The sequence below is a fragment of the Streptosporangium sp. NPDC049248 genome, assembly GCF_040678965.1.
GTDB classification, from domain to species: Bacteria; Actinomycetota; Actinomycetes; order Streptosporangiales; family Streptosporangiaceae; genus Streptosporangium; species Streptosporangium fukuiense.
The window spans coordinates 94,191-115,993 of sequence record NZ_JBFAQY010000026.1; the positions used below are offsets into that span (position 1 = coordinate 94,191).

Genomic DNA, 21,803 nt, shown 5'->3' on the forward strand with positions numbered 1-21,803 from the left:
GTCAGCGTCATCCCGACGGCGTGATCTGGTTTACAAACCTTGACCGACCGCCCTCAGCGCGTCGAACAACCACATAGCCCATTCAACTGGAAACCGTTACTAACCTGCGACGTATTGGGGTGACGGACAGGAGATGTAGGGCTATGGCCGATAACACGGGGCGGACAGGCGTCGGATCGAGTCTGGCACTGACACTGGGCTCGGCCGTTCTGTGGGGCCTGGCCCACGTCTGGGCGGGCCGCCGCCTGACGGGCGCCTTTCTGATGGGCGTCGAGCTGACCCTCGCCGGAGCCGCCGCGATCGCCATACTGACCGCGGGACCCGCCCTGCTCGCCCTCGCCGTACAACCCGTCTGGCTCTGGGCCTTCGCGCTCGCCGTGATGTTGCTGGCCGCCGTGGCGGTGGCCGTGGTCATACACTCCTACCTGCTGGTGCGGCCGGAGTCGTCGTCTCCCTCGGCCCGGTACCTCTCAGCCGCGCTCGTCGGCCTGCTGTGCGTGCTGGTGACCGCTCCGATGATCTACGTGGCTCGGCTGGCCTACGTATCCCAGAGCGTGGTGACCTCGGTGTTCGCGGAAAGCGTCACGCCGATGCCGACGGACCCGTGGAAGGGCATGGAGCGGATCAACATCCTGCTCATCGGCGCGGACGCGGCGGCCAACCGGGTCGGCGTGCGCACCGACAGCATGACCGTGGCCAGCGTCGACACCCGGACCGGCGAAACCGTGCTTTTCGGCCTGCCAAGGAACCTGGAGAAAGTCCCGATGCCGCCGGGCCCGGCCCGCGAGCGATTTCCCTTCGGTTTCGAAGGCGAGCCGCCCTACACACCGGGCATGCTCAACGAGGTCTACCAGTACGCCGAGGACTACCCGGAGATGGCGCCGAAGCTGGGTAAGAGGCACCGTGGCCCCTCGCTGCTGAAAAGGACGATCGGCGGCATCCTCGGGCTCGACATCTCCTACTACGCGATGGTCGACATGAGGGGGTTCGTGGAAATCGTCGATGCGATGGGCGGCGTGCGGATCCGAATCAAGGACCCCATCGTGTACGGCAGGCAGAACGAGGGCCGGATCGAGGCGGGCCGGCGGAAACTCTCGGGCGAGGAGGCGCTCTGGTACGGCAGGTCCCGCACCTTCAGCGACGACTACGTACGGATGAGCCGCCAGAAATGCCTGCTGAACGCCGTCGCCAAGCAGGCCGACCCCGTGACGGTGTTCAAGAGCTTCGAGAGACTGGCCACCGCCACCGTCGACGCGATCTCCACCGACATACCGCGGCAGCTACTGCCCGACCTGGTCGAGCTTTCGGAGAAGGTGAAGAACTCCAGGATCAGGAGCCTCCAGTTCGTGCCCCCGCTGATCTATTCGGGTGCGCCCGACTACCACCTGATCAGGCGCGAGGTCACCGCCACCCTGGCGGCCCCGCCCGCCGGGGCCGACGCCGCCGTACCCGCCGTGCCGACGGGGAACCGCGGCAGGGAGCGCGCGGGAGCGAACGCCGTCGTCCTCGACTCCGCCTGCGGCTGACGGACGGCGGATCGGCGGGCAACGCTGATGAGCGACACACCCGGCGCGTTGAGAGCGCCCACGAGGGCCGGAATGCTGTTATGGAGTGATTACTTAGAGTCACTACGGAGGTAAGAGGATGAAACGCCGCCTGGCCAGCCTGAGCCTGCTCACCGCGGTCGCCGTACCCGCTGTCGGATGGCAGCCGGCCTGGGGTGATCCGGTCCCCTCACTCTCCATCTCCATCGACGACGGAATGAGGGACACCGCTCCCGGCGCGGAGAGCACGTACACGCTCCGCATCAGCAACCAGGGAACCACCCGGTTGAGGCGCATCCTCCTGGTGCAGTCCCTGCCGCCGTCGATGACCTTCGTGAAGGCCGACGCCGGAGGCCGCGTGGAGCGGGACAAGGTGGCGTGGACCGTGAACGTCCTGCCCAGGAAGGAGACCGTCGTCCACCTGAGCGCCCGGGTCGGCGCGGTCGCCGGGGCAGCGGAGGCGCGGAACCTGGCGACGACCGCCTGCGCCCGCAGGAGCGCGGCCGGCCCCGTGCTGGTCTGCGCCACGGACGTCAACACCGTGGCCTCGCCGGAGACGACCGACTGGGTCCTGCCGATCTCACTGGCCTCCGCCGCCGCGGCCGGGCTGGCCACCACCGCGTTCCTGCTCCGTCGCCGTCGCCGCCGGTCCCAGCCGGCCTGACCCGCGGGAGACTCCCGGTGCGGTGTCCCTCACCGGACACCGGGCACGGGAGACCGTCCTGACGGCTTCAGCCTCCCGGCCGCGCGTTCACGGCCTCCGTTGAGGAACGGAACATCAGGACGTCCCGCGCCGGTGGCACAGCCGCGGGGCCAGGCCGAGCCCGAGGAGCAGGAACCCCGCCAGGACCGGTCCGAGCGGCAGGCCCGTGAACGGCAGGGCGGGGCGGCCCGGTCCCGCGCAGGGCCCGCCGACGGGACAGGGGATCGGCAGGGGCCGTTCCCAGCCCGGCCCGTACGGCGGCGCGGGAGACCGCCCGGTCACCCGCGTGGGCGAAGGGATCGGCCCCGGATCGGAAACGGGTGGCGACACCGGTTCCCGGCCGGGGATCGGCGCCGACTCCGGCACAGGATCGGTGGCGGCCCCCGGTTCCCGGTCGGGGCCGGCCCCCGATGCCGAGGCCGGCGTCGGGGCTATCCCCACCGGCTCCGTCCCGCAGTCGGGATCGGTCGACCCCGCGGAGCAGTTGGACTCGGGCTCCACGCCCACCACCTCGTCGCGCAGCGCGGAGTCGCCCGGAGGAGGGTCGCCCACCGTGACGCGGTAGGTGATCGTCACCGTGGACTCCGCCGGAATGTCACCCCGCCAGTCGAGCACCGGCTCGGCGTAGCTGACGGTGCCCGAGGATGCCTCCACATCGCCGAACACCGCGTCGTCGAGCACCCCCGACAGATCGTCCGTGAGGCGGGCTCCGGGGTACGCGATCCGCCCCGGGTTGGTGACCGTGATCGTGTAGGTCACGGTGTCACCCGCCTCGGGCTCCTCCGGCGCTAGCGTCCTGCTGATCGTCACACCCTCCACCGCGACCCGCTGCGCACAGCCGAGGCCCGTCACGGGAAGGGGCTCGCCGGGCCTGGCCGGTCCCGGTGCCGGGCCGGGGCAGTTCGTCCCGCCCCCGCGAGCCTGGACGGCGCTGTCCAGCACCCGGTCCCCGGTGTCGGGGGTGTTCACGGTCGCGCTGTAGGTGATGGTGACCGTCTCGCCCGCCGGGATGTCACCGGTCCAGGCCAGCTTCGACGCGCCGTACGAGACGGTTCCGCCCGTGGCCCGCGCGTCGCCGTTGTAGATCGCGTCGTCGAGCACCCCGGAGAGTTCCCCGGTGAGCGCGGCACCCGGATAGGCGGCGGTGCCGACATTGCCGACGGTGACCGTGTACGCGACCACCTGGCCGGGATCGACAGTCTCCCGGTCCGCCGTCATGAGGACGTACAGCAGCGGCAGGCCGGGCGCGTCGAGGTTGCCGCAGGCGGGATCGGTGGAACCGGCCTCGCAGTTGGAGCCCTCGCCACCGACCAGTTCGCCGGAGAGCCGCATGTCCCCCGCCGGAGGGTCGTTCACCGTGACTCCGTAGGTGATCGTCACCGTCTGGCCTATGGCCACGTCACCCGACCAGGTGAGCCTGGACTCGGTGAAGGAGACCGTGCCCGAGGTGGCCGACGCGTCGTGGTCGAAGTCCGCGTCGTCGAGCACGCCCGACAGGTCGTCGGTGAAGCCGAAGTCCGGCCGGTCGGCGTCACCGGTGTTGCGCAGTTCGACGGTGTAGGTGATCTTCTGCCCGGGCTTGGCGAGAGCGGGCGAGGCCGTCTTGGTGATCTCGACCCTCGCCTCCGCCTCCGCGTCCGCTGGAGCGGGCAAGGACCTCCTTCCACCGGACCTGGCAAGGACAGGCGAGGCCGTCTCGGTGGCCCCGGCCCCGGCCTCCGCCTCCGCCTCCGCCTCCGCTGGAGCGGGCAAAGACCTCCGCCCGGCAGGAACGGGCGAGACCGTCTCGGTGGCCCCGGCCCCCGCCTCCGCCACCTCCGTCATCTCGGTCACCTCCGCCGGAGCGGACGGGGCTCTCTCGCCGGCCTCCGATCGCTGCGAAGACGTCACGGTGGCCGGGTGGGACGGTGCTGTCTCCGTCCCGGCCCGGGGCGGGGCGGAGACGACCAACGGCGTCGCGAGCATCGCGAGCGCGACCCCCCACGCGGCGAACCCGTCGGCTCGCCGCTCGGAAACGCGACGTGACCAGGTATCGGTACCTACCACCAAAGCCCCTTGCTGACTTCTCGTCCACGATCCCGCCGGGGGGCTCAAGATCAACCGACTCGGGGTGGGATACCCGGGCGACCGGGATCTCACCGGAGTCGATGGCAAACATCTGCCCTACCCGCCCCCAAGGCCGTCGCCGAGTCCATACAGGAAGGAGCGAAGCAGTAACGGCGGACCTTCAGCACCGGTCATGACATGGCAGGTGTTTTCCCTCAGGACCCACATCCGTACTTGTCATGAGAGACCACTTTCATCCGCGTACGCAGCGAGGGCGCCCTCCCACTCCGCTCGGTGATACACGCCACGCGCCCTCGCCCCCCGTGGCATGATGGTCCCCTCGCAAGAGTTGCAATGATTTTCATAACCAGATTGGATCGTCGTCGTGAGGGTGGCATTCGTCGGCAAGGGCGGCAGCGGCAAGACGACTCTGTCGGCGCTGTTCTCCAGATACACAGCAGGCCGGGGCGGTCCCGTCGTGGCCGTCGACGCCGACATCAACCAGCACCTGGGCATGGCGCTGGGGGTGGCCGACGGCGCGCTGCCGAGACCGATGGGCTCACACCTGGCCGAGATCAAGGAATACCTGCGAGGCGACAACCCTCGCATCTCCTCGGCCTCGGCGATGGTCAAGACCACCCCGCCGGGGCGCGGCTCGCGTCTGCTCCGCCTCGACGAGCGGAACGACCCGATCCACGCCGGATTCGCCGTCGCCGCACCCGAGGGGCCCCTGTTGATGGTCACCGGGCCGTTCAGCGAGGACGACCTGGGGGTGGCGTGTTACCACTCCAAGGTCGGCGCCGTGGAGCTGTATCTCAACCATCTGCTCGACGGCGCGGGTGAGTACGTCGTGGTCGACATGACGGCCGGAGCCGACTCCTTCGCCTCGGGGCTGTTCACCCGCTTCGACATGACCTTCCTGGTGGTCGAGCCGACCCGCCAGGGAGTGAGCGTCTACCGGCAGTACCGTGACTACGCCGCCGACTACGGCGTGCCGATCGCGGTGGTGGGCAACAAGATCCACGGCCCCGGGGACGTGTCGTTCCTGCGCGAGCAGGTCGGCGCCGACCTGCTCGTCTGCCTGGAGCACTCCGCGGCGATCCGCGCGATGGAGCAGGGCCGCCCCTTCACCCTCTCCGACCTCGAGGTGGCCAACTCCCGGGCCCTGGGCACGCTCCTCGACCATCTCGACGCCCAGGAGAAGGACTGGGACCGCTTCGGCCGCCAGGCCGTGCGGTTCCACCTCCGCAATGCCGAGGCCTGGGCCAACAGGGCAACGGGCGAGGATCTGGCGGCTCAGATCGACCCCGACTTCGTCTTCGGGCCCACGCGAGTGTCGCTCTCCCGCTAGATGGAGCGATCACTACGCCCGACCTAGTGTCTGATTGATCCCCTTCCGAGAGGAGAACGCAGTATGTCACTGACCGTTTCGAACGATCTTCTCGACCAGGCCAGGACCGGTGAGGTGGACGACGCGGCTTTTGTCACCTGCGTCAGAGACTCACTGCCCTACGCCTGGTCACTGATCAGCGACCTGGTCAAACAGCGTGAACATACCGGTGCCGAATTCGCCGACAACACCGTGCCACCGCCGGACGAGGCCGCCCGCGGCCAGCTCCTGCGCGCGCTCGCCAGCGACGCCATGCGTGGCGCCCTGGAACGGCACTTCGGGGTGCGGCTGGCCTTCCAGAACTGCCACCGGGTCGCGGTCTTCGACCCGGCCGCCACCGGGGCCCACGCGGAGTTCATCACCGCCAGGTCTCAGATCCTCAACCAGACGCCCGAGCTCGTCGACTGCTGACGGCGGCCTCATCCCGAGGCCGTTCCTCCCCGTGCCCGCCGTACCCGGCGGGCACGGCCGGAGAGCCTGGGCAGCACCTCGGCTCCCAGCCGTCTGATGTTCTCAAGGGTGCGGGCGCGATCGCCCGCCCCCTCCACCATGAGAATCAAATGCCGCAGGCCGGTGACCTCGGCGGTCCGCTCGATCCTCGTCACGCAGAGGTCGGGTGAGCCGACCGGATGCGTCCCGCAGAGGAAGTCCACGTACTCCCCGATGTCGCGCACCGGCCGCGCCCGCCCGTCCACCGGTACGTATCCCGCGAGACCCGGCTCCAGCCAGCGCGGCATGGCCTTCCGCATCTCCCGCACAGCCTGCTCCGTCGTGTCGGCCACGTACCCCACGGCCGCCGCGACATGACCGGGCGGTGACAGCGGGCCGGCCACCAGCGCGCCGTAGTCACGGAGCATGGCCGCCTTCTCCCGGTCCCCGACATGCATGCCCAGCAGCATCGGCAGCCCGCGTTCGGCGGCGATCCGCACGGTCGCGGGCGAGGTGCACGCGACAACCGGCCTGAGCCGGGCCGCCGGCACCATCGGCACCTGCCTGAAGGCGAAGAACTCCCCGCTCGCGGAGAGCGTGTCACGCGAGAGCGCCTCGCACAGCAGGTCGAGTGACTCGCGGAAGCCGCGCTCGAACCTCGCCAGGCCCGTGCCGAACACCTCCAGGTCCACCCACGGCCCACCCCTGCCCACCCCCAGGGAGAACCGGCCCCCGGAGACCTGGTCGAGGATCGCCGCCTGCTCGGCCAGATCCACCGGATGCCGGGTGGACAGGACGCTCACCGCCGTCCCGACCCTGATCCTGGCGGTGCGTCCCAGCGCCACACCGGCCAGCGTCGCCGCCGACGGGCAGACGCCGTACGACATGAAGTGGTGCTCGGCGATCCACGCGTCATCGAATCCCGCCTCCTCCGCGGCCACGACCGCGTCCACGGTGTCGCGCAGCACCTCTCCCGGTTGCCGGCCGGGAAATCCCGCCGCGACCAGGAAGACTCCGATTCGCACTCTTCGATGATGTCCGATGTCCGCCGCTAGCCGAAGAGGTCGAGCTGGCCCTCACCGGCCAATGGGTTGCGGTGCCTCTTGAGGTGGCGCCAGCGGGGCAGATCGTCCAGGTACGACCAGGACAGGCGGTGGTGCTCCGTCGGGCCGAGCTCGGCCAGGGCCGCCTGGTGGACCGGGGAGGGGTAACCCGCGTTCTCGGCGAACCCGTACTCGGAGAAGCCCAGCGAGGCCATGTAGGTGTCCCGGCGAACCTTCGCGATCACCGAGGCCGCGGCCACCGAGACACAGGACAGGTCACCCTTGACCTCGCACCGGACCGGCCAGGGCGCACCCAGATAGTCGTGCTTGCCGTCCAGCACGACCACGTCGGGCCGGACGGGAAGCCCGGCCAGCGCCCTCCTGGCCGCCCTGCGCAGGGCCTCGGTCATCCCGAGCGTGTCGATCTCCTCGTGGGACGCCTCGCCGTACCCGATACCGGCCGCCCAGGCGGTGATCTCGGCGACCATGGCGGCGCGGCGGGCGGGGGTGAGCAGTTTGGAATCGGTGAGGCCGGCGGGCGGTTCCGACAGGTCGGTGACCACGGCGCAGACCGCCACCGGGCCCGCCCAGGCTCCCCGCCCGACCTCGTCCACCCCGGCGACCAGCTTGGCACCGCCGTCGTTCAGCAATCGCTCGAGCGCGTAGGAGGGAGGCATGCGCCGACGTTACCGGCAGGGGAGCGCGACCGTCTCCCGGTGTACCCGAGGGCGTCATCTGGGCACGGGCTCGACCGCCTCCAGGTCGGCGGCGAGGAGCCTGGCGGCGACGTGGACGGCCCTGAGGGTGACGGAGACGGCAGGGCGGTGCACGCTGGAGGATCGGGCGACGGCGTGGACGGTCCGGCCGACCGGCGGGCCGGGCAGTGGGCGGACGACGATGCCCCGGACACCCGCGGCCAGCGCCAGGGCGGGAACGGCCGCGATGCCGATGCCCTTGGCGACCAGACCGATGATCGTGCTCAGTCCCTCGAACTCCCAGGGCACCGGCCGGTGGCCGCCGACGTCGGCCATCAGCCGGTCCACCGCCAGCCGGGAGGGCTCGCCGTCCGGGGTGGCCATCCAGGACTCCTCCCTCAGCTCGCGCAGGTCGACGGGGACGTCGGGGGAGGCGAGCCGGTGCGTGCGCGGCACCACGAGCACCAGCGGATCGCGCAGCAGCGGGAAGACCCGCATGGTGTCCGGTTCGCGTATGCCGCCGTACCAGTCGTCGATCAGAGCGATGTCCACCTCGCCTGACTGCACCTCGCGCATCCCGCGCCCCGAGCGCCCCTGCCCCATCCGCAGGGTGATCCCGCCGTGTCGGCGGAGCGTCCTGGTCAGCGCGGGCGCGAAGGCGACCGCGGCGGTGGGGAAGGCGGTCACCGTGACCCGTCCCGCCGGGGTGACGGCCTGGGCCGACAGATCGGACTCGGCACTCTCCACCATGGCCAGGATGCGCTCGGCGTGCTCGACCAGGCGGCGCCCCGCGTCGGTCAGCTCCGCGCTCCTGGCGGTCCTGTCGATCAACGCGGTCCCGGCCTGGCGCTCCAGCGCGGCCAGCTGCTGGGAGACCGCCGAGGGACTGTAACCCAGGGATGCCGCGGTGGCGGCGATGCTGCCCCGGCGGGCGAATTCGCAGATCAGCGCGAGTCTCCGCAAATCAAGCATCAGCTTTCCTTATGCCCACCCGCGAGAACCGAAGCTTGTCCTTACGCCCCTACCTCATCAGGGTTGGGAACGTTCCGCAACGAGGGAGGGACCTCACGATGAACGTCACCCTTTCCGCCACCCTGGCGGCCAACGAGGACATCGAGCGAAGACGGCTCGCCGGGGAGCGCGTGCTGCACCTGGCCTTCGGAGAGGCGGGGCTGCCCGTTCATCCGGCTCTGCGCGAGCGGCTGGCCGCGGCGTCCGGGCACAACGGGTACGGACCTGTCGCCGGCGCGCCGGCGCTGCGCGAGGCTGCCTCCGGCTACTGGTCGCGGCGGGGTCTGCCCACCGACCCGGAACTGGTGGTCTGCGGCCCCGGGAGCAAACCCCTGCTGTACGGCCTGCTGCTGGCGGTCGGCGGCGACATCGTGCTGCCGATGCCGAGCTGGGTCAGCTACGCCGCCCAGGCCGACCTGGTCGGGGCGCGTTCCCTGCTCGTTCCCGCGCCCGATGGCGAGGGCGGGGTGCCCGACCCCGAGCGCGTGGCGGCGGCGGTCACGCACGCCCGCGCCCAGGGACGCGACGTGCGTTCGCTGCTGGTCACACTGCCCGACAACCCCAGCGGCACGCTGGCCGGGGCGTCCACGATCCGGCGGATCGCCGAGGTCGCCCGCGAGCTCGACCTCACCATCATTTCCGACGAGATCTACCGCGACCTGGTCCACTCCCCGGCCACCGGCTTTCTCAGCCCCGCCGACGTGGCCCCCGAACGGACCGTGATCACCAGCGGGCTCAGCAAGAGCCTCGCCCTGGGCGGCTGGCGGATCGGTGTGGCCCGGCTCCCGTCCGCGGGGCTGCGTGACCGGTTGCTGGCGGTCGCAAGCGAGATCTGGTCCAGCCCGGCCGCACCCGTCCAGCAGGCGGCGGCGTACGCGTACACCGAACCGCCGGAGCTCGTCGAGCGGATCGGCGAGAGCCGCAGGCTGCACGGCACGGTGGCGCGGGCGGTGCACGAGCGGCTCGTCCGCGCGGGCGTGCGGGTGGACGCGCCGCAGGGCGGCTTCTACCTCTACCCCGACTTCACCGGGTTGGACTTCGCGTCCTCCGCCGACCTGTCGGCGTATCTGCTCGACCGGCACGGCGTCGGAGTGCTCCCCGGCCACGCCTTCGGCGACGACCCGGCGGCCCTGCGGACGCGGGTGGCGACCAGCCTCCTGTACGGCGAGACGACGCGGCGTCGGCTGGCCGCGCTCGGTGCCTCCGACCCCCTGGAACTGCCCTGGATCTCGGCCTCGCTGGACCATCTGAGCGAGGCTCTGGCCGACCTGCGCACCACCCGGCGGCCACCTCGCCCGCAGGTACGCGCCCCGCTCGTCGCGGCCCCCACGACGGGGTGAGATCGCATCGCGGCCCCCGCGTCGGCGACGCGCGTTCCCAGGGCGGATTCAGCGGGTCTGACCTGCTCTTTCTCACTGTGGAGAGTCCTGCGGCCGGTGCTTCTCATGATGCTCGCCAAGATGTCTCGTGTCGTTTGGCATCGAGCAGGGGAAAGAGCCCTCATTATGTGCTCATGCCCGCTTCTGTCACCCTGTCCGGGCGCCTCGTGCGCCTGGAACCGTTCAGCCTCGCGGTCGTCGACGACCTCGTCGCCGCGGCGAGTGAAGACCGTTCCACCTATACCTTCACTCGTGTCCCCAATGGCCGGGACGAGATGGTCTCCTATGTGGAGGCCGCTCTGGCTGAGCAGGCGGAGGGCCGCACGATGCCCTTCGCCATCCGGTGGCTTCACACCGACCGCGTGGTCGGTGCCACCCGTCTCATGAACCTGGAGTACTGGCAGGGCCCCATGCCCTGGCCGCCGGGTACTCGTGGGGCGGTGGGCGATGTCCCGTCCGTGGCGGACATCGGTTACACCTGGCTCTCCGCCTCCGCGCAGGGAACCGGTATCAACCGCGAGAGCAAGTACCTGATGCTCTCCCTCGCCTTCGAGACCTGGCAGGTCCACCGCATAACCCTCAAGGCCGACATACGGAACGTACGATCCCGGGCCGCCATCGAAGCCCTCGGCGCGCACCTCGACGGTGTGCGGCGGGCGGAGAGCCGAGGCGCCGACGACACGGTCCGAGATACCGCGTACTACTCGATCCTGAGCGACGAATGGCCGATCGTCCGAGAACGGCTGCGTGCGCGGATGGGCCTGTTCGAGGCCGCGTGAGACGCCCCCGGACGAGGGGTGAGGCAAGGAGAATCAAATAAACCGACAAAAGCCACATAACGGTAAAAGCTCGCTTTAACTACTTAATTGAACAAAAGGCCCGCCCGGGTCTCGGGCGGGCCTGGTATTCGTCTGATGGCGTACGCGGGTCATGGAGGGGATCCGCCGGACGAGGTGGGGTCACTCCTCGCCATCGACCTCGTAGATGTAGCGCCACTTGCCGCACAGCGCCCTCTTGGCGTCGTGCTTGTCCCAGTAGCAGACCCTGACCTGCAGGTTTTCAACCTCTTCCCGGACGAAGTGGAAGGGGGTGTAGCCCTGGGAGCCGCACTTGCGCGCCCAGTAGTAGCTCTCCTCGCCCTCGTGGTCCTCGACCTTGAACTGGACGTAGCCGCAGAGCCAGCTCGGCGAGTACTTGTCGTAGAGCCTGCCCTGGACGTGGACGCTGTCGTCGTCCTCGGTCCAGACGCGGCCCTTGGCGCTGGCGCGGGAGCCGTTGTAGTACTTGGAGTAGTAGGAGCCCCAGAACTCGTCGTAGTCGCTGGAGGCGGCCGAACCGGCGGCGGGGGTGGCGGCCGAGGCCGGGGAGGCGAGGGCCGGAACACCGATCGCGATGACGGCGGTGGCGGCGGCGAGACCGAGGAGTTTGCTGATCGAGCGGCGCATGATGGTTCTCTCCTTGAGGGGGCGGCTCCCGACTTCCTCTAGGAGCCATGGCTCATTGATAGGCCCGCCCGCCTTCATCACGCTTACAGCACCTTTATTCATACCTGCAATCCACCGACATGTCGGGCATGGCCGCCCCCGTATGGGGCCATGCCCGACAGCCACAGCATTGTGGACATGACTCAACAGCCGATTAACGTGCGATCAACGGCTCGGCGAACGGACAACCCTCTACTTACTGAGTCAGCAGGGGAGGATCTATCATTTGGCCATAAACCTTCCCATCGGGCGGAGATTCAAGAAATGGCTGTTCAGGGCAGCGGAGACGGATTACGGTTCGCCGTACTCGGTCCTGTCCAGGCCTGGCGTGACGGATCCGAGCTTGACCTGGGCACCCCACTGCAACGTTCCATCCTGGCGATGCTCCTGCTGAGGGAGAACCGGGCGGTGACGCCGACCGAGATGATCGACGCGATCTGGGGGGACGACGCCCCGCCCCGCGCGCTCGGCGCCCTGCGCACCTACGTCTCCCGGCTGCGAGCGGTGCTGGAGCCGGACAGGTCCCCGCGCACCCGCCCCGAACTGCTCACCTCCGTCGGCAGGGGGTACGCGCTCCGGCTGAACGGGGTCGTCCTTGACCTGGTTCTCTTCGAGCGTGGCATCGCCGAGGCCGAGGTCGCGCGCCGCGCGGGCGAGCCGGCGAAAGCCGCGGAGAGCCTGCGTGCGAGCCTGGCGCTGTGCACCGGCGAGCCGCTGGCCGGAGCCGTCGGCCCCTATGCCGAACACCAGCGCGACCGGCTCACCGAGCGCCGGATGAGCGTGCTGGAAGTCCTGATGGACCTGGACCTGGAGCTGGGCAGGCACGCCGACGTGCTGTCCGAGCTGATCGCGCTGACCGCCGACCATCCGCTGCGCGAGCGACTCCGCGCCCAGCTGATGCTGGCCTACTACCGCTGCGGGCGCAGGGCGGAGGCACTCGCCGCCTTCGCCGACACCCGCGCCACGCTGATCGAGGAACTGGGCATCGAGCCCGGCCCCGACCTGACGAGCATGCACCAGCGCATTCTCACCGACGACCCGGCCCTCGCGCTCGGCGGCCGCCCCGCACGGCTCGCGCCCGCCGAGGCCGCACCGGGCGCCCCGGACCGGAGCCCGAAGCCGGAGCCGGAGCCGGAGCCGATGAGAACGTCGGGGAGGCGGGGAACACCGGTGGTCCCGGAGCTGCCGCGCCCCGCGCAGCTTCCCGCCGCCGTGAACGACTTCACCGGGCGCCGTCAGATCATCGCGCGGCTGCGCACGCTGCTGTCGGCCCAGGAGGGCTCCGAGGGCGTGCCCGTGGCGGCCATCTCCGGCATCGGCGGCGTGGGCAAGACGGCTCTGGCGGTGCACGTCGCCCATGCCATGCACGATCTGTTCCCCGATGGCCAGCTCTACGCCGACCTGCGCGGGTACGGCGTGGAGCCGACCGCGCCCGAGTCCGTGCTGGCCGCGTTCCTGCGCGGGCTCGGCCTGCCCTCCGACGCCATCCCCGACGGCCTGGCCGAGCGTTCCGCGCTGTTCCGGTCGCTCCTGGCCGACCGGCGGATGCTCGTGCTGCTGGACAATGCCCGCGACGCCGCGCAGGTGAGCCAGCTGCTCCCCGGTTCGGCAGGGTGCGCGGCGATCGTGACCAGTCGCGGCAAACTCGCCGACCTGGCCTCGGCCCGGCTGATCGACCTGGACGTCATGGAGCCGGAGGAGGCCCTCGCGCTGTTCGGCACCGTCGCAGGCACCGAGAGGGTGGAGGCGGAACGCGCCGCCGCCATGGACGTGGTCGCCGCCTGTGGTTTCCTGCCGCTCGCGGTGCGAATCGTGGCGGCGCGCCTGGCCGCCCGGCCGTCCTGGACCGTCGCCTCCCTGGTTCCCCGGCTGGCCGACGAGCGCCGCCGCCTGGACGAGATGCGCGTGGGAGACCTCGCGGTGGAGGCTACCTTCGCCCTCGGGTACGGCCAGCTCAGTCCGGCTCAGGCCCGCGCGTTCCGGCTGCTCTCCCTGCCCGGTGGCCCGGACATCTCGATCGGGGCCGCCTCCGGGCTGCTCGCGCTGGAGGCGATGGACACCGAGGACGTCCTGGAGTCCCTGGTGGACGCCAGCCTGCTTGAGGCTCCGGCCCCCGGCCGTTACCGCTTCCACGACCTGCTCAAGCTCTTCGCCCGCCGGATCGCGGAACGGGCCGAGAGCACGGCGGGGGGAGACGACGGTCAGGACGGCGAAGAGTGGCGCGGGTCCGGGGTGAGTGTGGCCATCGGCGGGGAGGGCGCGGCGGCGCTGGCCCGGCTGCTCGACTTCTACCTGGCGTCCGCGCGCTCGGCGCACCGCCTCGCCTACGAGGGCAGCACGATCGCCGACCAGCTGGGGGTCACCGGTACCGGCCACGCCTTCGTCTCCGCCGACGAGGCTGTGGCCTGGTTGTCGGTGGAGGCGGAGTCGCTGTTCGCGTCGATCACCCAGGTGGCCCGCGCGAACCGGGCCGAGGCACTGCTGCCGGGGGCCGACCTGCTGCTCGCCATGGAGCCGCTGCTGGAGTCGGGAAGCCACGGCCGCGAATTCGAGAGCCGGACGCGGGAGATGCTGGCCGTGGCGCGACGGCTCGGTGCCGTCTCCAGCGAGCTGCGCTGCCGCTACGTGCTGGGCCGTGTGCTGTTCGGCACCAACCGGCTGGCCGAGGCCGAGGAGGAGTTCCGCGCCTCCCTGGAGCTGTCGGCCGGGGGCGACCGCATCGTTGTCGGCGAGGTGCTGAACGCGTTGGCCGTCGTGGCCGGGCGCCGACGTCGCCACGTGGAGGCCCTGGCCTGGTTCAGCTCGGCGCGCGAGGCGTTCAGGGAGGTCGGAGCGCGGGGCGGGGAGGCGCTGACGCTCAGCTACTCCGCCCGCGACCACCTGTTCCTGGAGCAGCCGCAGGAGGCGATCGCCGCCGCCGAGCAGGGGCTGGCCCTGTTCATCGAGATGGGCTCCAGCGCCGGCACCGCCAGGGCCCGCTACCACCTGGGGATGATCCTGTCGCGGGTCGGCCGGTTGACCGAGGCGGTCCACCACCATGCCGAGTGCCTCGCCTTCTTCCGGGCCAGCAGGCAACGGGTCTGGGAGCAGCGGGTCTGTTCCCGGCTGGCCGAGACCTTCATCCACGCGGGCCGCTTCACGGACGCGACCCGTCACGCGGAGCAGGCGCTTACCGTGAGCCGGGAGATCAGCCACCCGTACGGTGAGGCGCAGGCTCTGTGGGTGCTAGGCAAGGCGCTCAACGGCCTCGGCAGCACCGGCCGCGGTCGCGACTGCCTCGAACGCGCCCACGACCTGTTCAGCAGGCTCGGGGCGCCCGAGGCCGAGGATCTGCGCCTGCTGCTGGAGCGCGACCAGGTCGACAGCTGATCCAAGATCATCATAAAGATCATCGTCAAGTCGCGTCATCCAGATGTGGTTGATCACTGGCATACCCCTCGAAGTCGGTCCGCGGTCCGGAATGGACGTGGCAGCCCGGCCGGCCGCCTGGCCCCGGGCGACGTGTAGGGGGCCCGGTCATCCGGTACGTCACCCGCGGGCCGGCCGCCTCACTGTGGCGGCCGGCCGGACTTTGCACGGACCCTTCACCCCCCGGATCCGTGCCCACGCCCAGAGCTTCCCCCGCCGGGTTTGACATCCGATTGACAGGCGATAGCGGCGATATCCACAGCCTGTGGAGAATCACCCTGTGGATATGTGGAAAAACCCTTCGGCAATCAGCGGGCGGAGCACGGCAGGAGCCTTGGCCCGCAGGTCGTCGGGGTCCTCGCCGATGAGTTCCGCGATCGCGTCGAGCAGCGGGGCCAGTGGATAGTCGCCGTCGCAGACCCCCGCGAGGGCGGCCTCCACGGTCCCGACCCGCGTGCTGCGGCGCAGCCCCCCGGTCTGCCGCAGCACGATCCGCGCCGGGTCCTCGGCGCCGGGCGGTCCGGTCCGCTCCTCCAGCACCCCCTCGGCGACCGCCAGTCTGGCGCCCAGCAGCTGGGCGTCGGTCAGCCGGTGTGCCGTGGTGATCGCGCCGAGCACCTCGTCCACGTATCCGCCGACCGGCAACTCCACCGGCAGGCCGTACTCCTCCACCCGCACGACCGGGTCAAGACTCCCTGAGTCGTGCAGTGTGATCCAGCCGAAGCCGATCCCGGTGACGTTCTCGGACTCGAACCAGCCGAGCCAGTCGTCGTAGAGCTCGCGGTAGCGCGGGGTGCCCTGCTCGGCGGCGTCCCTCAGCCACAGCTCGACGTACTCGGCGGGATCCTGCACGTCGCGCTGGACCGCCCAGCCGTCACAGCCGGTCCCGGCGAGCCAGCCGCCCACCCGGTCACGCCAGTCCTCGCCGTCGACGTGCAGCCAGTTGGCCAGCAGGTGGCAGGTGCCGCCGGGTGCGAGGTGGCCCGGCGCCCGCCGTACGAGGTCGCGGCAGAAGTCGTCGGCGGACAAGCCCGACTCCCGGTAGGTGAACCGGCCGGCCGGGGAGATCACGAACGGCGGGTTGGAGACGACCAGGTCGAAGCGCTCGCCCTCGACGGGATCGAACATGGAACCCCGCCGCGCCTCGACCCCGGTGATCCCGGACAGTGCCCAGCTCAACCGGGCCAGCTCCAGCGCGCGCGGGTTGACGTCGGTGGCCGTGATCTCCTCGGCGCGGCCGTTCAGATGGAGCACCTGGACCCCGCACCCGGTACCGAGATCCAGAGCACGCCCGACCGGGCGACGTGAGGCCAGCTGGGCGAGGTTCGCCGAGGCTCCCCCCGCGCCGACGACGTGGTCCGGGCGCAGGGCGGGGTCGCCCGGCCTGACCTTGCGGTCGGAGACCAGGTAACCACCGGTCTCCCAGGGCTGCAGGTGAACCGTGGAGGCGACCCGCCCGCCCTCGACGGTCACCAGTCCCGCGGCGGCCAGTTCCTCCAGCGGGAGCCCCGCCGGTGCCCCTCGCGCCTCCACGGGGGCGCCGAGCCACCACAGCCGGATCAGGGTGCCGAGCGGGTCGCCCTGACCGGTGGCGCGCAGGGCGGGCACCGTCTCCTCGCGAGAGAGCGCGGTGGCGGCGACGTCCCCGAGTCGCTCGCGGACGCCGTCGATGGTGTAGCCGGTGTCGAGCAGAAGCTCTCTGAGCCGGTCCAGCAGATCGTTCACCGGGCAATCCTCGCACCGGGCACGTCCGGCTGCCCCGAGTGATGAGACTGTTACACACCGGGGTAAGCATTCTGCAAGCGGGCTTCAACCGGGAGGCGGTACTTCTTGGTAACTGCGCCATCCGTTTCAAAGGATCCGTGATGCTGATCCCCTGCTTCGCCTGCGAGTCCCGTTTTCGCCCTGATGAGTATTTTCGCGCCTGCCACGACTATTGCCGAGGCAAGGATCTGGTCGCCTGGACCTGTCCGCGATGTGGCAATCAGGATGAGTTGCGAGTCCTCCCCGGAGAGCTGGGGTTCGGCTACGCCAGGCGCGGCAGGTTCGACGTCTCCGACCGGGTGCGCGTGCCCGGCCTGCGGCGCCGGCGCCAGGACCTGCGACTGGACATCTCGCTCGACGAGGACGTCTGGCGGGTGTCGACGCGGATGCGCCAGTTGGCGGGCACCCGCTGAGCCCGCTCCGGCCGGGCGGGAACGGTGACGACGGTCAGGAACCCGGCTGCCGCAGACTCTGCCAGGCCGCCTCACAGAGGCCGCCGATCTCCTCGGAGGTGGGCTGGTGTGCCCCGGCGAACCACAGGCGGCACATCTCGTTGGCCGGTCCGAGCCAGAGCACATAGCACATCGTCGGGTGGACGGGCTGGAGCAGCCCGTTCTTCATGTGCGGGCGCCACCAGTCGGAGACCGTTCTGAAGAACGCCCTGCGCGACTCCGACACCTCGGTGCCACCCGGCTCCTCGCGCCTGGGCGGCCGCTCGCTGATCAGCAGGTGGGCGCGCTCGCGATGCTCGCCACACCAGGACATGTGCAGTGCGACGATGGCCTCGATGCCCTCCCGCGCCCCCTCGTGGCGATGGAGTTCGGCGAGGAACGCGTCCTGGTACATGCGCAGGGTCTCGGCGTACAGGACGCCGAAGACATGTTCCTTGCTGGCGAAATGGTGATAGAAGCTGCCGACGCTGACGCCGCTCTCCTCACGGAGGCTGGCCAGCGTGGTGGCCGAGACACCATCTTGGCTGAATCGTCGTAGGGCGCCCTCGACGATCCTGGTGCGGCCGTCGCGTCCGTTCTTGGCAGTCTTCACGATTCCAATGGTGAGGCACCAGAACCTTATTCCGCAAACTGTGCGGGAAACGGCTTGGGCCACGCCGATCCTACCGCCTTGATCTCGATACCGCGCCACACCCCCGAGGCCCAGCCCACACGCCCGCGCCCCGGCGCGGAGCTCGCTCAGCGCAGGATTCTCGCGGTCACCTCCACCGCGCCGCAGGAGGCGCGCATGGTCGCCTCGGGCCACATCTTGCGGATCATCGCCAGTACCGTGCGGTTGTCTCCGAGCACGTCCATCCCCACCGTCCCGGCTCCCCGGGCCGCCGCGCGGCGCATCAGCGTGCGGACGAGCCGGGAGCCGAGCCCCACTCCCTGCCACTCGTCGCCCACCACCACGGCGATCTCGATGTCGACCGCCTCCCCCTCTCTCCGGTGGCTCATCGCGTGCCCGACGACGAGGCCCTCGTGGACCGCGAGCAGCGCGTCGCACCGTTCGTCCACCGCGAGGAGCGCCCTGACGAAGCCCGCGCCGGGACGGCTCACCCCGCTGAAGAACCGCCGTGTCCGCGTCCGGGACGACAGCCCCCCGAGGAAGCGACGGACCTGCTCCTCGTCATCCGGCCGCGCGGGCCGGATCTCGATCGCCTCCCCGGGCACGACGCCCATGGGCACGGGTGACGCCGGGGCCGGGCACGGCGGCGCAAGCTGAGTTCGCATCATGGACTCAGATTCTCGCGAGAGGGCTGAGTATGTCAAGTAGACTTAGGCGAACGTTGGAGGTGGCGTCATGGCGACTTACGATTCGCACATGAGTGAGGCGGCTCCCGGCAACCTGCCCCTGCGGCTGGAGAACTGTTCCATCGAGCGCGCCCTCGGCGTCGTCGGCGAGAAGTGGACGTTCCTGGTGCTGCGCGAGGCGTTCAGCGGGGTACGGCGTTTCGCCGACATGCAGGCCGCCACGGGAGCCCCCAGGCAGGTGCTCAGCGCCAGGCTGGCCCGTCTCGTGGAGGAGGGACTGCTGCGCAAGGTGCCCTACCGCGAACCCGGGCAGCGGCAGCGCGACGAATACCGGCTGACCCAGATGGGCCTCGACCTCTATCCGACCCTGGTGGCCCTGATGCAGTGGGGCGACAGGTATCTCAGCGACCACGAGGGGCCGCCGACACTCCTCACCCACCGCGGCTGCGGCGCTCCGATCGAGCAGCACTTCCGCTGCGCCGAGGGGCACGAGGTGTCCGGCCCGAGAGAGGTCACCGCGCTTCCCGGACCCGGCATGCGCCTCAGCCCTCCGGCCCTCGCGTCTCCAGGCCCCGCAGGCAGTGCCGGAGGCTGAGCACCGAGATCAGTGCCACACCGCCGAGCAGCACCGCCACCGCCGAGGTGCGCACCAGAAGGTAGGTCTCCAGAGTCTGGCTGAGCAGCAGCCACAGGCTCAGCGCCGCGTTCAGCAGTTGCGCGCAACCCCACAGCACCGACTGCGACACGAAGAACCGGCGCATCCGCGGGTGCTCGGTCACCTGGTCGGGCAACGGCACGAGATCGGCCACCACCCGCCGGATCAGCGGCCGCCGCAACGGCGCGGTGAGCAGGAAACCCATGCTCACGCAGAACACCCCGAGGCAGGGCTGGAGGAAGAACACGATGGGGTTGCCCGTCGCCACGGTCAGCACCACCCTGACGGTGATCGTGCCCGCCGCCAGCATGAGCGTGCCGGGTGCCTCGCTCCGCCTGACCAGCCGCCAGGCGACCCCGCCGTAGACCCAGAGCGCCGCCACCGCGAGCGCGACGTGCGAGTTGGTGAAGATCAGCGCGACGTAGAAGACGAGAACGGGAAGCATCATGCTCTCGAACACCCTGGGGGCGGCATGCCGCAGCAGAGCGCCGAGACGGGGGAGTGCGATCGGAGCCGTGGGAGCGGGCATGAGCACAGTCATCAGGAGCAGGCTCCGAGGGTGGTGGAACGTCCCGGGGGGATATTTCAGCCGACCATATGCGATGTCCGGAGTGTCCATGGAATTTTCCATGACATCCGACGATCGCGCGGTTCCGGGCACCTTACTACGCCCGCGGGCACCCTCCGCCACTCCCAAAAGCGCACTCGGAGGACGGGGCGACGCTCCCGATGCCTACTCTTGAGAGCGTGTACCGGTTTCTGCTGACTCCCCGATGGCTGGCCCTGCACGTGGTGGTGTTGCTGGTCATCCCCGCTTTCGTGCTGCTGGGCCAGTGGCAGTTCGGGCGTTTCACGGAAAGATCCACCAGCAGCGACCAGATCACGCGCAACCTCGCCGCCACCCCCGTCGCCGTGGAAGAGCTGACCTCGCCCGGCGGCACCGTCTCCGTGCAGGACAAATACCGCCCCGTCACGGTCCGCGGCAGGTACGACGCGGATGCCCAGCTCCTGGTCAGGCGCCGCGTCCAGAACAAGGTGGTCGGCTTCTACGTGCTGACCCCGTTGATCTCCCCGAAGGGCACCGGCGTGCTGGTGAACCGGGGCTGGGTCAAGGCGGGTGCCACGGCCGACGCCCTCCCCGAGGTCCCCGCCCCGTCCTCAGGTGAGGTAACTGTCACCGGCAGGCTACGGCCCACCGAGACCGAGGAGACCTCGGGCATCCGGGACCGAGCGGGCCTGCCCACGGGCCAGGTCCTGCTGATCAACACCGAGGCGATCGGCGGCCGCCTGCCGTACCGGCTTCTCGGCGGGTACGTCGAGTTGACCGAGCAGTCGCCCGCGGCCGCCGCCGCGCCGGATCCCGTCCCGGCACCGGACGTCGGCGGGGGAGGCGGGCTCAACCTGGCGTACGGCGTGCAGTGGTGGCTGTTCATCGGGGTCGCGATCGGCGGCTGGGTGCTGCTGATCCGCAGGGAGGCCGCCGACCTCAGGGCCGCGGCCGCGACCGGCGGTCCGGAGTCCGGCGAACCCGACGAACTCCCGGACGGTCCCGGGCGGCCCGCACCGGCGGAACAGACCGCGCCGGCGGAGCGGGCCGGCACCTGAGATCAGGACGAGCAGGAGCGCCGTCCGGATGATCGGCCCGAGGATCCGCCGGCCACGACGGACTTCGCCCCCCTTCGGGAACCATGCCCCATCACTACCTCATGGTCATGCGTTGACCATGGCCATGCCGAAAAGGAGCGCCACCGCGATCGCGAACCCCCGCGTGCCGTCGATTCTGGCCGGTGCGGGCAGCACTTCGTACGGTCCGCGCCATAGTGGGCGGGGCTCCAGCAGTACGTAGAACAGCGAGCCGCCGGTGAGGAACATCCAGAACCACGCCCAGCGGCTGGCGTAGCGGGGGTTCGGCCGGGTCAGCATGAGCAGCCAGGCCAGCACCTCCGCCACCACCGCCACCGGGCCGAAGGGTGCCCACCAGCGCCCGTAGGCGGGCGAGCCCACCGAGCCGCCGATCGGGCCGCCGAAGCCCTCGGTGCGCACGATCTCCACGCCGGGGTCGGCCGCGGCGCGTACCTGGGCCAGGAAGGCCCCCTGGCGCCGCTCAAGAGCCTCGGGGACCAGCCGGGTGGTCTCCGGGTCCCAGACGTCGTCGGGCTGGTCGAAGCGGGCCTGGTTCCAGGAGAGCGGCCCGTGCGACCACGTCAGCGTGCCGTAGGCGGGCCAGTTGCGGTCGTAGACGACCTTGGTCACCCCGCCGGCCCGCAGGTCCGAGATGAGCTCCGCGGCGGGCCGCAGAGGTGGCGCCTGGTTGAAATGGACGACCACCGTGGAGATCGCGAGCACGAACAGCAGCGCCAGACGCACGACATACGGTATGTCGCCCCGCGCCGGAACCACCACTCGCATCTCTGCCCCCGTCACGCGAGATCCACCGCCAGACAGGCTAGCCGGTGGCCCCGTAGGGCGCCTGTAAGAGACGTCCTGGGAGACAGAGATACCAA

Annotated in this window: 20 protein-coding genes; 10 read left to right on the forward strand and 10 right to left on the reverse strand. The window is 70.5% G+C overall.

The window, feature by feature from the left end; all coding sequences use genetic code 11:
- Positions 1-143: 143 nt before the first annotated feature.
- Both AB0K21_RS34315 and AB0K21_RS34320 read left to right on the forward strand, forming a co-directional pair.
- Positions 144-1,526, forward strand: a complete 1,383-nt coding sequence (locus tag AB0K21_RS34315) for an LCP family protein (protein ID WP_343971620.1) — start codon at positions 144-146, stop codon at positions 1,524-1,526.
- 118 nt (positions 1,527-1,644) lie between these two features.
- Positions 1,645-2,208 carry a hypothetical protein gene (locus AB0K21_RS34320; protein WP_343971623.1) on the forward strand — a complete coding sequence of 188 codons (564 nt, stop codon included), beginning with the start codon at positions 1,645-1,647 and terminating at the stop codon, positions 2,206-2,208.
- Positions 2,209-2,322: 114 nt separating this feature from the next.
- On the opposite strand, the gene AB0K21_RS34325 is transcribed toward AB0K21_RS34320, so the two are convergent.
- Positions 2,323-3,900 (reverse strand): hypothetical protein, encoded by a 1,578-nt coding sequence (locus tag AB0K21_RS34325; protein WP_343971626.1) that lies wholly within the window; start codon positions 3,898-3,900, stop codon positions 2,323-2,325.
- Positions 3,901-4,678: 778 nt separating this feature from the next.
- Between AB0K21_RS34325 and AB0K21_RS34330 the strand changes: the two genes are divergently transcribed.
- Positions 4,679-5,644 carry an ATP-binding protein gene (locus tag AB0K21_RS34330; protein ID WP_343971629.1) on the forward strand — a complete coding sequence of 322 codons (966 nt, stop codon included), beginning with the start codon at positions 4,679-4,681 and terminating at the stop codon, positions 5,642-5,644.
- Positions 5,645-5,707: 63 nt separating this feature from the next.
- Positions 5,708-6,094, forward strand: a complete 387-nt coding sequence (locus tag AB0K21_RS34335) for an SCO5389 family protein (RefSeq protein WP_343971632.1) — start codon at positions 5,708-5,710, stop codon at positions 6,092-6,094.
- An 8-nt stretch (positions 6,095-6,102) separates the two neighbouring features.
- Here the strand turns inward: AB0K21_RS34335 and AB0K21_RS34340 are convergent, their stop codons facing one another.
- The 3 genes from AB0K21_RS34340 to AB0K21_RS34350 are packed head-to-tail and all read right to left on the reverse strand — an operon-like array spanning position 6,103 to position 8,822.
- Entirely contained in the window at positions 6,103-7,137 is a 1,035-nt protein-coding gene (locus AB0K21_RS34340; protein WP_364155828.1) for an LLM class flavin-dependent oxidoreductase, read from the reverse strand.
- 26 nt (positions 7,138-7,163) lie between these two features.
- Positions 7,164-7,832 (reverse strand): ribonuclease HII, encoded by a 669-nt coding sequence (locus AB0K21_RS34345; protein WP_343971638.1) that lies wholly within the window; start codon positions 7,830-7,832, stop codon positions 7,164-7,166.
- Positions 7,833-7,886: 54 nt separating this feature from the next.
- Positions 7,887-8,822 (reverse strand): LysR family transcriptional regulator, encoded by a 936-nt coding sequence (locus tag AB0K21_RS34350; protein ID WP_364155830.1) that lies wholly within the window; start codon positions 8,820-8,822, stop codon positions 7,887-7,889.
- Between the two features lie 98 nt (positions 8,823-8,920).
- Here AB0K21_RS34350 and AB0K21_RS34355 point away from each other — a divergent pair, with 98 nt between their 5' ends.
- Both AB0K21_RS34355 and AB0K21_RS34360 read left to right on the forward strand, forming a co-directional pair.
- Positions 8,921-10,201 carry a pyridoxal phosphate-dependent aminotransferase gene (locus tag AB0K21_RS34355; RefSeq protein ID WP_343971644.1) on the forward strand — a complete coding sequence of 427 codons (1,281 nt, stop codon included), beginning with the start codon at positions 8,921-8,923 and terminating at the stop codon, positions 10,199-10,201.
- Positions 10,202-10,374: 173 nt separating this feature from the next.
- Complete coding sequence (locus tag AB0K21_RS34360; RefSeq protein ID WP_343971647.1) at positions 10,375-11,019, forward strand: GNAT family protein; 645 nt, start codon at positions 10,375-10,377, stop codon at positions 11,017-11,019.
- Positions 11,020-11,199: 180 nt separating this feature from the next.
- Here the strand turns inward: AB0K21_RS34360 and AB0K21_RS34365 are convergent, their stop codons facing one another.
- Entirely contained in the window at positions 11,200-11,685 is a 486-nt protein-coding gene (locus AB0K21_RS34365; protein WP_343971650.1) for a hypothetical protein, read from the reverse strand.
- 303 nt (positions 11,686-11,988) lie between these two features.
- On the opposite strand from AB0K21_RS34365, the gene AB0K21_RS34370 reads away from it, so the two are divergent.
- Entirely contained in the window at positions 11,989-15,093 is a 3,105-nt protein-coding gene (locus tag AB0K21_RS34370; protein ID WP_364155833.1) for a BTAD domain-containing putative transcriptional regulator, read from the forward strand.
- 312 nt (positions 15,094-15,405) lie between these two features.
- Here AB0K21_RS34370 and AB0K21_RS34375 read toward each other — a convergent pair whose 3' ends face one another.
- Positions 15,406-16,857 (reverse strand): methyltransferase, encoded by a 1,452-nt coding sequence (locus AB0K21_RS34375; RefSeq protein ID WP_343971656.1) that lies wholly within the window; start codon positions 16,855-16,857, stop codon positions 15,406-15,408.
- A 269-nt stretch (positions 16,858-17,126) separates the two neighbouring features.
- Here AB0K21_RS34375 and AB0K21_RS34380 point away from each other — a divergent pair, with 269 nt between their 5' ends.
- Entirely contained in the window at positions 17,127-17,309 is a 183-nt protein-coding gene (locus tag AB0K21_RS34380) for a hypothetical protein (RefSeq protein WP_343971659.1), read from the forward strand.
- A gap of 34 nt (positions 17,310-17,343) precedes the next feature.
- On the opposite strand, the gene AB0K21_RS34385 is transcribed toward AB0K21_RS34380, so the two are convergent.
- Complete coding sequence (locus tag AB0K21_RS34385; RefSeq protein ID WP_343971662.1) at positions 17,344-17,940, reverse strand: TetR/AcrR family transcriptional regulator; 597 nt, start codon at positions 17,938-17,940, stop codon at positions 17,344-17,346.
- A 146-nt stretch (positions 17,941-18,086) separates the two neighbouring features.
- Complete coding sequence (locus tag AB0K21_RS34390; protein WP_343971665.1) at positions 18,087-18,572, reverse strand: GNAT family N-acetyltransferase; 486 nt, start codon at positions 18,570-18,572, stop codon at positions 18,087-18,089.
- Positions 18,573-18,714: 142 nt separating this feature from the next.
- Between AB0K21_RS34390 and AB0K21_RS34395 the strand changes: the two genes are divergently transcribed.
- Complete coding sequence (locus AB0K21_RS34395) at positions 18,715-19,239, forward strand: helix-turn-helix domain-containing protein (protein WP_343971668.1); 525 nt, start codon at positions 18,715-18,717, stop codon at positions 19,237-19,239.
- Here AB0K21_RS34395 and AB0K21_RS34400 read toward each other — a convergent pair.
- Entirely contained in the window at positions 19,187-19,840 is a 654-nt protein-coding gene (locus tag AB0K21_RS34400; protein WP_343971670.1) for a VC0807 family protein, read from the reverse strand. The genes AB0K21_RS34395 and AB0K21_RS34400 overlap by 53 nt on opposite strands.
- Positions 19,841-20,046: 206 nt before the next feature.
- On the opposite strand from AB0K21_RS34400, the gene AB0K21_RS34405 reads away from it, so the two are divergent.
- The gene (locus AB0K21_RS34405) at positions 20,047-20,904 is read left to right on the forward strand and encodes an SURF1 family protein (protein ID WP_364155837.1); all 858 of its coding nucleotides are present in this window, start codon (positions 20,047-20,049) and stop codon (positions 20,902-20,904) included.
- 105 nt (positions 20,905-21,009) lie between these two features.
- On the opposite strand, the gene AB0K21_RS34410 is transcribed toward AB0K21_RS34405, so the two are convergent.
- Positions 21,010-21,666 (reverse strand): hypothetical protein, encoded by a 657-nt coding sequence (locus AB0K21_RS34410; RefSeq protein ID WP_364155839.1) that lies wholly within the window; start codon positions 21,664-21,666, stop codon positions 21,010-21,012.
- Positions 21,667-21,803: the final 137 nt, after the last annotated feature.

Bases quoted from the DNA above. Each gene is read 5' to 3' on its own strand.
- AB0K21_RS34350 (WP_364155830.1), bottom strand. From the start codon at position 8,822: ATGCTTGATTTGCGGAGACTCGCGCTGATCTGCGAATTCGCCCGCCGG.
- AB0K21_RS34365 (WP_343971650.1), bottom strand. From the start codon at position 11,685: ATGCGCCGCTCGATCAGCAAACTCCTCGGTCTCGCCGCCGCCACCGCC.
- AB0K21_RS34390 (WP_343971665.1), bottom strand. From the start codon at position 18,572: ATGGGCGTCGTGCCCGGGGAGGCGATCGAGATCCGGCCCGCGCGGCCG.
- AB0K21_RS34355 (WP_343971644.1), top strand. From the start codon at position 8,921: ATGAACGTCACCCTTTCCGCCACCCTGGCGGCCAACGAGGACATCGAG.
- AB0K21_RS34360 (WP_343971647.1), top strand. From the start codon at position 10,375: ATGCCCGCTTCTGTCACCCTGTCCGGGCGCCTCGTGCGCCTGGAACCG.
- AB0K21_RS34345 (WP_343971638.1), bottom strand. From the start codon at position 7,832: ATGCCTCCCTCCTACGCGCTCGAGCGATTGCTGAACGACGGCGGTGCC.
- AB0K21_RS34400 (WP_343971670.1), bottom strand. From the start codon at position 19,840: ATGACTGTGCTCATGCCCGCTCCCACGGCTCCGATCGCACTCCCCCGT.
- AB0K21_RS34315 (WP_343971620.1), top strand. From the start codon at position 144: ATGGCCGATAACACGGGGCGGACAGGCGTCGGATCGAGTCTGGCACTG.
- AB0K21_RS34335 (WP_343971632.1), top strand. From the start codon at position 5,708: ATGTCACTGACCGTTTCGAACGATCTTCTCGACCAGGCCAGGACCGGT.
- AB0K21_RS34370 (WP_364155833.1), top strand. From the start codon at position 11,989: ATGGCTGTTCAGGGCAGCGGAGACGGATTACGGTTCGCCGTACTCGGT.
- AB0K21_RS34320 (WP_343971623.1), top strand. From the start codon at position 1,645: ATGAAACGCCGCCTGGCCAGCCTGAGCCTGCTCACCGCGGTCGCCGTA.
- AB0K21_RS34395 (WP_343971668.1), top strand. From the start codon at position 18,715: ATGAGTGAGGCGGCTCCCGGCAACCTGCCCCTGCGGCTGGAGAACTGT.